General features: G+C 66.1%; 12 protein-coding genes. 2 read left to right on the plus strand and 10 right to left on the minus strand.

Translation table 11 applies throughout. From position 1 onward, the window contains the following. Window positions 1-36: 36 nt before the first annotated feature. The 8 genes from SR870_RS13415 to pufB form a co-directional block, all read right to left on the minus strand. Complete coding sequence (locus tag SR870_RS13415; RefSeq protein ID WP_322514053.1) at window positions 37-3,198, minus strand: multidrug efflux RND transporter permease subunit; 3,162 nt, start codon at window positions 3,196-3,198, stop codon at window positions 37-39. Window positions 3,199-3,204: 6 nt separating this feature from the next. After that, window positions 3,205-4,404 (minus strand): efflux RND transporter periplasmic adaptor subunit, encoded by a 1,200-nt coding sequence (locus SR870_RS13420; protein ID WP_322514054.1) that lies wholly within the window; start codon window positions 4,402-4,404, stop codon window positions 3,205-3,207. A gap of 319 nt (window positions 4,405-4,723) precedes the next feature. Continuing rightward, window positions 4,724-6,250 (minus strand): NAD(P)/FAD-dependent oxidoreductase, encoded by a 1,527-nt coding sequence (locus SR870_RS13425; RefSeq protein WP_322514055.1) that lies wholly within the window; start codon window positions 6,248-6,250, stop codon window positions 4,724-4,726. Window positions 6,251-6,500: 250 nt separating this feature from the next. Beyond that, window positions 6,501-6,794, minus strand: coding sequence for a hypothetical protein (locus SR870_RS13430; protein WP_322514056.1), 294 nt, complete (start codon window positions 6,792-6,794; stop codon window positions 6,501-6,503). Window positions 6,795-6,806: 12 nt separating this feature from the next. Next, window positions 6,807-7,469: a hypothetical protein gene (locus tag SR870_RS13435; protein WP_322514057.1), complete on the minus strand. Its 663-nt coding sequence runs from the start codon at window positions 7,467-7,469 to the stop codon at window positions 6,807-6,809. 18 nt (window positions 7,470-7,487) lie between these two features. Continuing rightward, the gene (locus SR870_RS13440) at window positions 7,488-8,915 is read right to left on the minus strand and encodes a PucC family protein (protein ID WP_322514058.1); all 1,428 of its coding nucleotides are present in this window, start codon (window positions 8,913-8,915) and stop codon (window positions 7,488-7,490) included. Between the two features lie 206 nt (window positions 8,916-9,121). Continuing rightward, window positions 9,122-9,301, minus strand: a complete 180-nt coding sequence (locus SR870_RS13445; RefSeq protein ID WP_011442909.1) for a light-harvesting protein — start codon at window positions 9,299-9,301, stop codon at window positions 9,122-9,124. 12 nt (window positions 9,302-9,313) lie between these two features. Further along, window positions 9,314-9,469, minus strand: coding sequence for a light-harvesting antenna LH1, beta subunit (gene pufB, locus SR870_RS13450; RefSeq protein ID WP_011157052.1), 156 nt, complete (start codon window positions 9,467-9,469; stop codon window positions 9,314-9,316). A gap of 349 nt (window positions 9,470-9,818) precedes the next feature. Between pufB and SR870_RS13455 the strand changes: the two genes are divergently transcribed. Next, window positions 9,819-12,146 (plus strand): GAF domain-containing protein, encoded by a 2,328-nt coding sequence (locus SR870_RS13455; protein ID WP_322514059.1) that lies wholly within the window; start codon window positions 9,819-9,821, stop codon window positions 12,144-12,146. Between the two features lie 18 nt (window positions 12,147-12,164). Continuing rightward, window positions 12,165-12,836 carry a response regulator transcription factor gene (locus SR870_RS13460; RefSeq protein ID WP_322514060.1) on the plus strand — a complete coding sequence of 224 codons (672 nt, stop codon included), beginning with the start codon at window positions 12,165-12,167 and terminating at the stop codon, window positions 12,834-12,836. A 142-nt stretch (window positions 12,837-12,978) separates the two neighbouring features. Here the strand turns inward: SR870_RS13460 and SR870_RS13465 are convergent, their stop codons facing one another. Beyond that, entirely contained in the window at window positions 12,979-13,227 is a 249-nt protein-coding gene (locus SR870_RS13465; RefSeq protein ID WP_322514061.1) for a DUF2249 domain-containing protein, read from the minus strand. Window positions 13,228-13,271: 44 nt separating this feature from the next. Then, window positions 13,272-14,498, minus strand: a complete 1,227-nt coding sequence (locus SR870_RS13470) for an NnrS family protein (RefSeq protein ID WP_322514062.1) — start codon at window positions 14,496-14,498, stop codon at window positions 13,272-13,274. Between the last annotated feature and the right edge of the window lie 62 nt (window positions 14,499-14,560).

The following is a 14,560-nucleotide window of genomic DNA, read 5'->3' on the forward strand; positions in this document are numbered from 1 at the left end:
TTCCTGCCGCCCGGCGGGATTGCCGGACGACGGCAACTACGCGGTGTCCTTCGGCAATTGCGGGTGCATCGGCACCTCGTGGGGCGCCGTGACCGGATCGTCGGACCGATCGCCGGCGAAAAACCGCTGCACCACGACGAAGAACACCGGAACCATCAGCAGCGCCAGGATCACCACCGCGATCATGCCGCCCATCACGCCGGTTCCGAGTGCCTGCTGGCTCTTGGCGCCGGCGCCCGAGGCGATCACCATCGGCAGCACGCCGCTACAGAAGGCGAGGCCGGTCATCAGGATCGGCCGGAACCGGAGATGACAGGCCTCCATCGTCGCGTCGCGTAACGATTTGCCTTCCTTGCGCAGGTCCTTGGCGAACTCGACGATCAGAATCCCGTCCTTCGCCGCGAGCCCGATGATCGTGATCAGGCCCACCGTGAAGTACACGTCGTTCGGCAGCGCCCGCGTGGTCGCTGCCAGCACGGAGCCGACGATGCCGAGCGGAACCGTCAGCAGCACCGCGACCGGAATCGTCCAGCTCTCGTACAGCGCGGCGAGCACGAGGAACACCACCAGCGCCGAAAGCGCCAGCAGGAACGGCGCCTGCGAGCCCGACAGCTTTTCCTGCAGCGACTGGCCGGTCCAGTCGTAGCCGAAGCCGCGCGGCAACTGTCCGGCGAGCCGCTCCATTTCGCCGATCGCATCGCCGGTGGTGTAGCCGGCCCGCGCCTCCCCGCTCATGCGGATCGCGGGATAGTAGTTGAAGCCGACGATCTGGGTGGGGCCCTTCGACCACTCGATCGTCGCGAACGACGACAGCGGCACGAGCTGACCGCGGCTGTTCTTGACATTGTAGGTCAGGATGTCGTCGGCCTTCATCCGGTCGGGAATGTCGGCCTGCACGACGACGCGCTGCATCCGGCCGCGGTTCGGGAAGTCGTTGACATAGGCCGAGCCGAGATTGGTCGAGACCGTATTGTTGATGTCCTCGAAGGTGACGCCGAAGGCGCTGGCCTTCTCGCGGTCGATCACCAGATTGATCACCGGCGCCGGCGGCAGGCCCTCGACGTAGACGTTCTGCAGAATCGGGCTGGCGTTGGCGGCGGCGACCAGTTGCTGACTGGCCTGGACCAGCGCATCGTATCCCTTCTGGCCGCGATCCTGCAGCCGGAAGCTGAAGCCCGACGACGTGCCGAGGTTGTCGATCGGCGGCGGCTGCTGCGCCGCGATGCGCGCATCGCGCACCGATCCGAGCGTCTTGTTGGCGTCGTTGACGATCGCAGCGGCGGAAGCGTCGGCGCCGCGCTCGGACCAGTCTTTCAGCGTGACGAAGGCCTGCGCGGCGTTCATGCCCTGGCCGAGGAAGCTGAAGCCGGTGAGGAAGGTGACGTTGTCGACGCCGTCGCGCTTCAGCAGATAGTCCTCGACCTTCTTGATCACATCGTAGGTCCGGTTGTAGGACGAATCCGACGGCGTCTGCAGGTCGACGGTGATGAAGCCCTGGTCGTCGATCGGCAGGAAGCCGCCCGGCATCCGGGCCAGCCCCCAGCCGAGCACGGCGAGGAGCACGGCGTAGAGAATCATCAGCCGGCCCGTTCGCCCGAGATTCCACCGCACGATCCGCGAATAGCGCTCGCGGGTGCCGTCCAGAATGCGGTTGAAGCGGCCGAAGAAGCCGCGTTCGGCGTGGGCGTGGCCCTTGACGACGGGCTTCAGCAGCGTGGCGCACAGCGCCGGCGTCAGCGACAGCGCCAGCAGCGCCGAGAACGCGATCGCCGACACCATCGTCACCGAGAACTGCCGGTAGATGATGCCGACCGAACCCGGGAAGAACGCCATCGGCACGAACACCGCGATCAGCACGGCGGTGATGCCGATGATGGCGCTGGTGATCTGCGTCATCGCCTTGCGGGTGGCTTCCTTCGGCGGCAGCCCCTCCTCGGCCATGATGCGTTCGACGTTTTCGACGACGACGATCGCATCGTCGACCAGAATGCCGATGGCGAGCACCATGCCGAACATCGTCAGCATGTTGATGGAATAGCCGAACAGCAGCAACGACGCGCAGGTGCCGAGCAGCGCCACCGGCACCACGATGGTCGGAATGATGGTGTAGCGGATGTTCTGCAGGAACAGGAACATCACCACGAACACCAGCACCACCGCCTCGAGCAGCGTGTAGACGACCTTGGTGATCGAGGCTTCGACCACCGGCGTGATGTTGTAGGGGATCTCGTATTTGATGTTGGCGGGGAAGAAGCGCGACAGCTCCTTCATCTTGGCTTCGACCGCGCTCGCCGTCGCCAGCGCGTTGCCGGTCGGCGACATCAGCACCGACAGGCCGGCCACCGGCTTGCCGTTGAGGCGGGTGTTGAACTGATAGGTGAAGCCGCCGATCTCGATCCGCGCGACGTCGCGCAGCCGGACGGTCGAGCCGTCCGCATTGGCGCGCAGCACGATCGCGCCGAACTCGTCGGCCGACGAGAGCTGGCCCTTCACCAGCACCAGCACCGAGGTCTTCTGCCCCTTGGCGCTCGGCTCGGCGCCGACGGCGCCGGACGCGACCTGGGCGTTCTGCGCCTCGATCGCCTTGGTGACCTCGCCCGCAGTGAGATTGTAGCCGACCAGCTTGTCGGGATCGATCCAGATCCGCAGCGCGCGTTCGGTCGAATACAGCGTGGCGCGGCCGACGCCGGGAATGCGGCGGATTTCGCCGAGCACGTTGCGGATCATGAAGTCGCCGAGGCCGACTTCGTCGAGCGAGCCGTCGGTCGAACTCAGCGTGATGATCTGCAGCACCGCGCTGGAGGCTTCCTCGACCAGGATGCCCTGCTGCAACACCGCGCGCGGCAGCCGCGCCTCGATGCGCTTGATGCGGTTCTGAACGTTGACCGACGCCATTTCGGTGTCGGTGCCGGGCTCGAAATTGGCGATGATCTCGACCTGACCGAGCGAGTCGGAGGTCGATTCGAAATTCAGGATGCCGTTGGCGCCGTTGAGCTCTTCTTCGATCAGCCGGGTGACGCTGTTGTACAGGTTCTCAGGCGAGGCGCCGGGATATTGGGCGGCGATCGCGATCGAGGGCGGCGCGATGATCGGGTACTGCGCGATCGGCAGAAACGGAATGGAGATCGCGCCGAGAAGGCAGATGAACAGCGCGACGACCCAGGCGAAAATCGGCCTGTCGATAAAAAATGCCGGCATCGGTGCTTATTGCACCTTCTTGGTGCTGCCCGTCGTCGAAGGGGCTGCGGTGGCCGCTTTGGTCTCCTCGGTGCTCACCGGAGCGACGGCGTCGCCCGCCGCGAATTTCTGGAAGCCGTCGACCACGACGCGCGCGCCCGGCTTGAGCCCCTCGAGCACCAGCCACTGACCGTCCTGCTGCGAACCGACGCGGACCGGCTGCACAGCCACGCGGTTGTCGTCCTTGACCACGAAGACCTCGCTGCCGCCGCCGCCGTTGCGCTGAACCGCCTGCTCCGGAACCGAGATGGCGTCGGCGTCGAAGCCCTGCTCGATCCGCACGCGGACATACATGCCGGGCAGCAATTCGCGGTTCGGATTGTCGAACTCGGCGCGCAGCGTCACCTGACCCGTATAGGCGTCGACCTTCGACTCCGAGAACAGCAGCTTGCCGGGCAGCGGATAGACGGTGCCGTCGTCGAGCACCAGTCGGGCGCGCGCGGCGTCCGGGGCGATCTGATCGAGTTCGCCGGATTCGAACGCGCGGCGCAGTCGGACCATTTCGGCGACCGGCTGGGTGAAGTCGGCATAGACGTGATCGAGCTGCTGAATGGTGGCGAGGCTGTTGGAGTCGTTCTGGACCACCAGCGCGCCCTCGCTGACCAGCGCGGCGCCGATCCGGCCACTGATCGGCGCGCGGATGGTGGCGTATTCGAGGTTCAGCTTGGCGCGCGCGACCTCGGCTTCGCGGGCGGACACCTCCGCCTCGGCCTGCCGCGAATTGCTCGCCGCGACTTCGTTCTGCGCCTTGGAGGCGGCCTGTTCCTTGGTCAGCATCGCCACGCGATTGGCCTGCTGCAACGCCTGCTCGCGCGCGGCATGAGCCTTGGCGAGCGCGGCCTCCGCCGCCTTCAATTCAACTTCGAACGGCCGCGGATCGATGACGTAGAGCGGATCGCCCGCCTTGACCTCGCTGCCCTGCTGGAACTGGCGATGCACGACGATGCCGGAAACCCGGGGTCGCACGTCGGCGACGCGGATCGGCGCGATGCGCCCCGGCAATTCGCGAATGATCGCGCGCGCGTGCGCCTTGAGGGTGATCGTGCCGACTTCCGGCTTCTCCGGCATGGTGGCATTGGCCACTTTCGGTTCCCCACAGCCGGCCAACGCCGGGGCGAGACAGGCGAGCGCCACCGCCGTGAAGGCAAAACTGATCGATCCCCGCATTCGAATGACCTCTGAAAATTCCGATCCGCTAGCCGGCGGCCCACGCACGTGAAATCTCGCCGCGGCCAGACCCCGGCTATGACGGCTGATGAACAGAAATTAAGAGTGAATTTGTGCGGCACAACATGACAGCGCGGCGGCGCAATGTCACATGCGAGGGAACCGCCTGACGTCGCAGTCTTTTTGGGGAGTCACGGTGTCGTGAGCCGACCGCGGATACCGCCGCCGAGCGTCTCGGCGGGCGGTTCATTCGCTTTTGTTAACAAATAGTTACCTGGATGGAGCGATTCGACCCTCGGGCCGGCGAGCATTCCGGCCGCTATCTTCCGTAGACGAAAGCAGCATCGCCGAGGTCGATCTTCGGCAGTTCGTCCTTCTCCGTCCAGTAGTCCTGGCTGTGCTGCCACTCCGGCTTTGCGCCGCGTTTCGGCAGCAGATTCATGCCGCGCATCAGGTAGCCCGGGTTGAAATTCTCCGGGTCCATCCAGGGCAGCAACTCCATCGCGGCGTCCTCCGGGCGTAGCGCCGGCACGACACTGCGATAACCGTTCCGGCGCATGTGGCCGAGCAGCCGGCAGACGAAATCCGCCACCAAATCGGCGCGCAGCGTCCAGCTCGCGCGGAAGTAACCGAACACCCAGACCATGTTGGGCACGCCGGTGAACATCATGCCGCGATAGGTGACGGTCTCGGCGAAGTCGAGCGGTTCGCCGTCGATGCTGAAGGCGATGTCGCCGAGCACGTTGAGATTGAAGCCGGTGGCGGTGACGACGATGTCGGCATCGAGTTTTTGCCCCGACTTCAGCGCGATCCCCGTCTCGGTGAATCGCTCGATTTCGTCGGTGACCACCGACGCCTTGCCCGACGCAATGCCCTTGAACAGATCGCCGTCCGGCACGAAGGCGATGCGCTGGCGCCACGGCCGGTAGCTCGGCATGAAATGCGGATCGAGATCGTAGTCCGGACCGAGGTGGGCGCGAACGCCGGCCAGCAATTCCTGCTTCACCGCCTCCGGCTCCGTCATCGAGCGGCGGGTGAAGGTGGCCTGATCGAACAGGATTTTGCGCCGGACGATCTCGTGGATCCAATCCTCCGAAATGCCGAGCTCGCGCAGCGTGTCGGCAATCTCGATCTTGTTGCGTCCGGGGATGAAATAGGTCGGCGAGCGCTGCAAGACGGTGACGTGCTCGCAGCCCGCCGCGATCGCCGGCACCACCGTCGCGGCGGTCGCGCCCGAGCCGATCACGACCACTTTCTTGCCGGTCGTATCGAGATCGTCCGGCCAGGTCTGCGGATGCACGATGCGGCCCTTGAACTCCGCCATGCCCTCCCAATCGGGGGTGTAACCTTCGCTGTGCCGATAATAGCCCTGGCACATCCAGAGGAAATCCGCGGTGACGCGGACCGCCTCGCCGGTGTCGGTGCGCTCGGCCGCGATGGTCCAGCGCTTTTCCGCGCTCGACCAGTCCGCCGATACGATCCGGTGGCGATAGTGAATGTGCCGGTCGAGGTCGTTATCGTCGATCACCTCGCCGAGATATTCGCGGATTTCGGCCGCGGTCGCGATCGGCTTTCCGGTCCACGGCTTGAAGCGATAGCCGAAGGTGTAGAGATCGCTGTCGGAGCGGATGCCGGGATAGCGGTGAGTCAGCCAGGTCCCGCCGAAGCTGTCCTGCGTCTCGAGCACAGCGAAGCTGGTGCCGGGGCATTGCGTCGTCAGATGATAGGCGCCGCCGATTCCGGAGATTCCGGCGCCGACGATCAGCACGTCGACATGTTCGGGGCAGGATCGGGCCGTGGCGGAGGGGTCGACGCGCGGCGCGTCGGCTTCGGCAAGCTGGGTCATGTTTCCTCGACTTTTTTTCTGTCGTTGACACCAGATTGACGCCTGCGCCGCGTTTTGCCCAGCATTTTCTTGGCCGCGCGCTGCGGCGGTTGTGAACGACACCGGACGCTGCCGATCGTCGTGTCGCCGGAATCGTCGCGCCGCCGGGCGTGCCTCGCCGACCGGGCGGCGATGCTCCGGGACGCCGAAACGCAAAACGCCGCGGGCATTGCTGCCCGCGGCGCTTCGTGGCCGATCGGCCGCGGCCGGCTCAGATGTTGAGCAGCAGCGGATAGCCGGAGAACGACTTGTACTCGCCTTCCTGCTTCAGCAGCAGCGGCATGCCGGAGAACGACTGGTATTCGCCCTCCTGCTTCAGCAGCAGCGGGGTGCCGGAGAAGCTCTGGTACTCGCCCTTCTGCTCGAGGATCAGCGGCGTGCCGGAGAAGCTCTTGTACTCGCCTTCCTGCTTCAGCAGCAGCGGCGTGCCGGAATAGCTTTCGTACTCGCCCTTCTGCTCGAGAATCAGCGGAGTGCCGGAGTGTCCTTTGTATGCTTCGCTCATGGTCAAATTCCTTTACTTAGAGAGCACTGGCAGGCCCAGCCAGGAGGAGAAGATGGTCGGATTGTTGATCAGCAGCGGCTCGCCCGAATAGGATTTGTACGGACCGCTGCCATCCATCAACAGAGGAGTCCCGGAGAAGGACTTGTAGGGACCGCTGCTGTCGAGCAGCAACGGCGTTCCGGAGAACGACTGGTAAGGGCCCTTGCTGCTGATCACCAGCGGCGTTCCGGAGAACGTCTTGTCGCTGTCGACGAGCAGCCAGTCGCCGGAATAGGATTTGTACTTGCCCGAGGTGTCGAGCAGAGTCTTGGCGTGAATCATGTTGGAGAACGGCGTCGCTTCGCTCATCTCCATGGCGGCCGAGGCCGACGATGGCACGCTGATCTTGTTCGGACCGTAGCTGTCGAGAATCGTGGTCGCCTTGGCGGCGAAGCCGAATTCGGCCTGAACCGCGACCACGACGGCGCCCTTCTTGACGTAGTCGGCATAGGTCCGGGCCTCGGCGCGCGGCACATAGGCCCGGCCCATCGCCGCGACGACGTCGTCGACGGAACTCGACTTGCCAGACTGATAACCGGTGACGACGGAATATTTGTAGTTGTTCTTCTTCAGGTCGGCTTCCAGCGCAGCGAGCTTGCTGCTGGAGTCGTACAACCGGGTGATGATTTGCGTCATGTCAGCTCCGTTTCGGTCTCAGGACCGGGTCAGATGGCCCTGAATCAGTAGAGTGTCCCGCCGCTTGATCAGCGGGACCATCGTCACCAGCGTCGCGAACAGCAGCAGCAGTTCGAGGCCGTAGACGGCATTGTAACCGGCGGCGGGACCGAACTGCGGAGCGAACGCCGTCACGAGATCGCGAATGATGCCGCCCAGCGCGATCGCCAGGCCGGCGGCGGAGGCCTGCACCGCGCCCCAGGCGCCGAGCGCGAGGCCGGCCTGATCCTTCGGCGCGGCGTTCATCGTCGCGGTCAGCGTGCCGTGGCCGAACAGCCCGGCGCCGAACCCGATCAGCGCGGTGCCGCAGCCGAATGTCAGCACCGACGCGGCGCCCTGCAGTTCGGCGGCGAAGATCACCGCGAGGAAGGCCGGGATTCCGACCAGCGAGCCGAAGCTCGCCATCCGGAACGGATCGGCGCCGCGGCTCAGCACGCGCGAGGCGAGACCGAAGCCGAGCAGGCCGCCGATCGCCAGCGCGGCGGTGAGCTTGGTGGTGTCGCCGACCGACATCGACAGGATCTGGCCGCCATAGGGTTCGAGCAGCACGTCCGCCATGCTGAACGCCATGGTGCCGAAGCCGACCGCGATCAGCCGGCGCATCGCGTCCTTGCCCTGGATGAAGACGTCCCAGGATTCACGGAAGCTCGCGGAGGGGGCGCCGGGATGCGCGGTCGCCTGGGTCGCGCCGGAGGTGCGCCGCGCTTCCTGCTTCCAGACGGCGATGCCGTTGAGCACGATGGTGACGACGGCCGAGCCCTGGATCACCTGAATCAGGCGACCGGGCGAGAAATCGGAGAGCAGGATGCCGAACACGATCGCGGCGGCGATCATGCCGAACATCAGCATGGTGTACATCAGGCCGACCACCTTCGGCCGCGATTCCGGCGAGGCGAGGTCGGTGGCGAGCGCGAGGCCGACGGTCTGGGTGGTGTGGACGCCGGCGCCGATCAGCAGGAACGCCAGCGCCGCGCCGACCTGACCGATCCACACCGGGGCGTTGCCCGCATCGCCGCTGCCCGACAGCACCAAGAGCGCGAACGGCAGGATCGCCAGGCCGCCGAACTGCACCAGCGTGCCCTTGTAGAGAAAAGGCACGCGGCGCCAGCCGAGCACGGATTTGTGGACGTCGGATTTGAAGCCGATCAGCGCGCGGAACGGCGCGAACAGCAAAGGCAGCGACACCATCACGCCGACGATCGAGGCCGGCACGTTGAGTTCGACGATCATCACCCGGTTGAGGGTGCCGACCAGCAGCACCAGCGACATCCCGACCGCCACCTGAAACAGCGACAGCCGCAGCAAGCGCGACAACGGCAGATCCGGCGTCGCCGCATCCGCGAAGGGCAGAAAGCGAGACCCCATAGAGGCCCAGACTCTCATCATTTTTTGGCTGACTGCGTTCATCGTCCAGCAAATCCAGCTTGCAAGGGGCCGGCGACGACGGTCACCGATAACCGAATGAACAGCACCACTTTGCGGCCGGAGATGATCTGCGGCAGATCAAACCGCCACGGCAGATCAAACCGCCACCGCGCCTCGACCGGGTACAAAGCAAGCGACCGGGACCCATGGATCCCGGTCCAGCCACAACAGCTTCAACGAAGCTGCAATCAGCCGATGGTGACCGAGCTCTCGATCGCCGCGGTCTTACCGTTCCAGTACTTCGGGAACCAGGTGGTGTTCGACAGCACGGCGTAGTGAACGAGGATGGCGATCACGGTGACGCTGCCCAGCAGAAGCGGCAGGCCAACGGTCGGCTTGACCACAGTCCAAATGCGACCTTGATTCATTTTCGATACTCCTTAGTGCAGCCAGGGCGAGTAAACGTACGCCAGGAAGTGCGCCACGATCGCGATCGCGCCGAAAATGCGCGTGCCGTCGATGACGTGCTTGTGGAGCTCTTCCGATTCCGCGATCGTCAGGCCAGTCGGCCAGACCTTGTTCGGATCGTCTGCCATAGTAAAACCTCCTAAGAGACTTTCGATCATTCCGTGCTGAACCTGCACGTAGGTCGTTTCGCTGCTACGCCGAACTGAGTTCGTTTGGTCTCAGCAACTTTCCTGTCCGTCGGATCATCCCTCCGCGCCGTCGCCGCCAGGATCTGGCTTTGGGGCGCGTGCGATGCGGGCTCGTCCAGGCCCGGGTGCCGTTTGGGCTTTCACCCTATCGATCACATCCGAGTGATTGTAAGATGATCCTGACACACAAATTTGTCAATTTAACATGACACTGAGGGGTGTCCGTGTCATACCGGACATCCTCAAACCGGTCCGCCGACTCCCGGACACGGAGAATTGAGTGAATGTGATGAACTCGGGCATTGACAACACGGCCGAGTTGATAGTCGCAGATCTCGACCCATTCGGCCAGTCCGGATGTGAGCGCGAAGCGATTCATCTGCCCGGCTCGATTCAGCCGCACGGCGCCCTGCTGGCGCTGGCGCCGGACGATCTGCGCATCGTTCACGCCGGCGGCGACACCGCGACGCTGCTCGGGACGCCGGCCGGATCGCTGCCCGGCCGCGACGCCAGCGCGATCCTGTCGTCGGACCAGATCGCACGGTTGCGCGCCCTGCTCGGCCCGGATCGCAGGATCGAGCGGCCGCTGCACGCCTTCGCGCTGCATGCGCCGGACGCCACGCCGATCGATGTCGTGGTGCATCAGTCATCGGGCCTGCTGGTGCTGGAGTTCGAACCGCGTCGCGAGCCGGCGCCGGACAATTCGCTGGCGCTGGTGCAGTCGATGATCCGCCATGTGCAGCGCGCCGGAACGGTGCAGGCGTTCTGCGAGGCGATCGTCGCCGAGGTCCGCGCCGTCACCGGCTTCGAGCGGGTGATGATCTATCGCTTCACCGCCGACGGCAGCGGCGAGGTGATGGCCGAATCCCGCGTCCCCGGCGTCGAGAGCTTCCTCGGACTGCGCTATCCGGAATCCGACATCCCGAAGCAGGCGCGCGCGCTCTATCTCACCAACTGGATCCGCGCGATTCCCGACGCGCGCAACGCGCCGGCGCCGATCACGCCGGCCGTCAATCCGCGCACCGGCCTGCGGCTAGACCTCAGCCAGAGCGTGATCCGCAGCGTGTCGCCGGCGCACCGGGTGTATCTGGCGCATATGGGCGTGGTGGCATCGATGTCGCTGTCGATCATCCAGCACGGCCGGTTGTGGGGCCTGATCGCCTGCCATCACGGCGCGCCGCGCTTTCTGCCGTACCGGATGCGCGAGGCGTGCGAGCTGTTCGCCGAGATGGCGTCGTCGCAGCTCGAGGCCAAGGTCGCCGCCGAACAGCTCGAGGCGCGGCTGCGCAGCACCCGGATCCACGAAGAGCTGGTGACGCGGATGAGCCAGGAATCGGATCTGGCCGAGGGGCTGATCCGGTTTCATCCCAATCTGCTCGACTTCATTCCGGGGACCGGCGTCGCGCTGTGGATCGACGGCCAGTTCACCGGCCTCGGCCACACGCCGGACGCCGCCCAGACCGAAGCGCTGATCGGCTGGCTGACGGCGAACTCGAACGACGGCGTGTTTCACACCGACAGCCTGCCGCTGATCTATCCGCCGGCGAAAGCCTACGCCGACCGCGCCAGCGGCCTGATGGCGCTGTCGCTGTCGAAATCGCCGCGCGACTACGTGCTGTGGTTCCGGCCCGAAGTGGTGCGCACCGTCACCTGGGCCGGCAATCCGAACAAGCCGGTCGGCGTCGGCCCTGGCGGTGAATTCCTGACGCCGCGCCGCAGCTTCGCCGCGTGGCGGGAGTCGGTGCGGCTGCATGCCGAGCCGTGGCGCGCGTCCGAGATCGAGGCCGCGCACCGGCTGCGGCTGTCGCTGCTGGAGGTGGTGCTGCGGCGGATCGACGGCATCGCCCGCGAACGCAAATCGGCGCGGCTGCTGCAGGAACAGTTGATGCGTCAGGTCGAACTCGGGTTGCGCCGGTCGCACGACGTCGCGCAGACCCTGCAGGAAGAGACCCGACGGCGCGTCTCGGTCGAGGCCGACCTGTCGCAGGTGCTGCGGCGGACGGTCGAGGATCAGGAAGCCGAACGGCTGCGGATCGCGCGCGAACTGCACGATACGCTCGGCCAGTCGCTGACGCTGCTGCAGCTCGGCTTCGAAAAGCTCGGCCAGGTCGCGCCCGACAATGGCGAACTACAGAGCCGCGTCGCCGGCATGAGGAGTCTCACCGCCCATATCGGCCAGCAGGTCAACCGGCTGGCGTGGGAGATCCGGCCGACCGCGCTCGACGATCTCGGCATCCAGACCGCGATCCAGCATCTGCTCGACGCCTGGAGCGAGAAGGCGCAGGTGCAGTTCGACCTGCACATGACGCTCGGCGACCGCCGCCTGCCGCCGGCGATCGAGACCACGCTCTATCGCGTGCTGCAGGAAGCGCTGACCAACATCGTCCGCCACGCCGCCGCGAGCCACGTCAGCGTCATCCTGCGGTTGTCGGACCAGCAGGTGACGATGGTGGTCGAGGACGACGGCCGCGGCTTCGTCAATCCCGACGCCGGTCGCCCGCCGGAGCGGCTCGGCCTGCTCGGCATCCGCGAGCGGCTGACGCTGGTCCGCGGCTCGCTCGAAATCGAATCCGCGCCCGGCAAGGGCACCGCTCTGTACGCACGAGTTCCGTTGTAAAGCATGGAAGCACATCCGATGGACCAGCAGGCCCCCTCCCGATTGCGCGTCTTCCTCGCCGACGATCATCCGGTCGTGCTCAGCGGCATGAAGGCCCTCGTCGCCGGCGATCCCGCCATCGAAGTCGTCGGCGAGGCGAGCGACGGCCCGAACGCGTTGCGCCGCGCGACCGAGCTTCGGCCCGACGTCGCTGTACTCGATCTGTCGATGCCGGGCCTGAACGGCATCGAGGTGGCGCGGAAGTTTCTCGCCGCCTGCCCCGAATGCCGGGTGCTGGTGCTGACCGTGCACGAGGACGGCGCTTACTTGCGCCAGTTGCTCGACCTCGGCGTGTCCGGCTACGTGCTGAAGCGCTCCGCCACCGAGGAGCTGATCCGAGGCATCCACGCGGTCGGCACCGGCGGCATCTATCTCGATCCGGCGATCGCCGGCCGCGCCATCGGCCGCAGCGCCCCGCATGTGCACGACAGCAACGAGCACAGCGCGGTGTCCGAACTGTCGACCCGCGAGATCGAGGTGCTGCGTCTCGCCGCCGTCGGCCACAGCAACAAGACGATCGCCGCCAAGCTGCAGATCGGCGCCAAGAGCGTCGAGACCTACAAGGCCCGCGGCATGGCCAAGCTCGGCTTCCACAACCGCGTCGAAGTCGTCCGCTTCGCGCTCAGCATGGGCTGGCTGGCGGACCCATAGAATTACCACACGCCGCATTTCGAAGTCATTCGTCATGGCCGGGCTCGTCCCGGCCATCCACGTCCTTGCTCCCTTGCCACGCTCGATGCGTGGATGCCCGGCACAAGGCCGGGCATGACGAATACTTGAGCGACGAGAACGACTACGCCGCCCGCCGCAGTTCCACGCGCCACACCTCCGGGCCCTGCTCCAGATAGTTCCACTGGCAGTCGTCGCCGTGGACGGATTCGAGGAAGTAGCGCAGCGGCCGCGGGTCGTGGTCGACGACGATCTGCATCCCCTGCCCCGGCTGCAGATTGTAGAACAGCCGCGGAATGATCTCGTGGCGCTGCTGGGGCGGGATCTCGCGCACGTCGAGAACGCGTTCGGTGGCGGATACGGCATCGGTCATCATGGTTCTCCTGCGAGGTCGGTCGTCGAAGCGGAGCGGCGCCGTCAGTGCGGCTTGCCGCGGGAAAGCAGCGTCGGGCCGTAGCTCAGCGCGAAGCCGAGGAAAGCGACCGACCAGCCCAGCACCGAGAGATGCAGCAGCGGATCGCTCCACGACGGCAGCAGCGCCGCGCCGACCCGCGCCGCCACCGCCAACAGGGCGGCGAGATAGACCGCCTGGGTCGGCAGCGACGCCCGCAATTCCTGCCCGGTATGGCCGAGCGACGCGCGGGTCATCACCGCGAGCGTCATGATGCCGGCGCCGCCGACCATCCAGGCATGGATGCCGGCGCTGGGCGGTGCGAGCCCGAAGGCCGCGCAGGCGGTGAGCAGGAAGCCGAGCGGCACGAACAGATAGCCGACATGCAATACCAGCAGCAGCGGTTCCCGCAGCGTGCGGTCGCCGGCCCAGCGCGCCAGCCGGACCAGATGCAGCACGCCGGCCAGCGCCAACGCCGTGCCGGTCACCGGACTCACCGGCAGCACGATCCATAGCACCAGCGTCGCGGCGCTGAAGGCGACGATCGCCATATCGAGCTTGTTGAACGGAACCGGCAGTCGACCGGGATTCTCGCGCACCAGCCAGTTGCGGGTGAAGCTCGGCGTGATCCGTCCGCCGATCAGCGAAATCAGCAGGATCACCACGCCGATGCCGGCGCGGATGCCGTAATCGGCGGAGCCGTTGAAGTGCGCCTCGAGATGAAAGGCGATGTTGCCGGCGAGCAGCAGCGTCAGCAGAGCGACGATGTTGAGATTGCCCCAGTTCTTCCCCGCGGCGATCTCGCGCGCCGCCGCGAGCGCGACCAGCGCCATGAAGCTCGCATCGACCAGCATCGCGACCAGCCAGCCGGTGTCGGCCGAGAACGTCACGCACAGCCGCCCGGCGAGCCAGGTCAGCACCAGCACCAGCAACGGTTTGCCCTGCAACGGTAGCCGGCCGGTCCAGTTCGGGATCGCGGTGAGCAGGAACCCGGTGATCACTGCGGGCAGATAGCCGTACAGCATCTCGTGGACGTGCCAGTCGCGGGGAGCGAACGCCGTCTGCAGCGTCAGGTCGCCGTGATACACCGGCAGCCACAACGCCACCGCGACGGCGGCGAACACGGCGCCGAACAGGAAGAACGGCCGGAAGCCTGCGGACAGCAAGGTCCAGCCGCCTTGCGAGCGATAGCGTGGCACCGGCTTGCGCTTGGCCGGACCGGGTGCGGAAGGATCGATCGTCGTGCTGCTCATGGCGTCCACCGGGTGTGCGCTGCGGTCCTCCGCCAGCGTCCGATGGATGTAGGAGCGCCCCG

Origin of the sequence: Rhodopseudomonas palustris (genome assembly GCF_034479375.1) — a bacterium.
Taxonomy (GTDB): Bacteria; Pseudomonadota; Alphaproteobacteria; order Rhizobiales; family Xanthobacteraceae; genus Rhodopseudomonas; species Rhodopseudomonas palustris_M.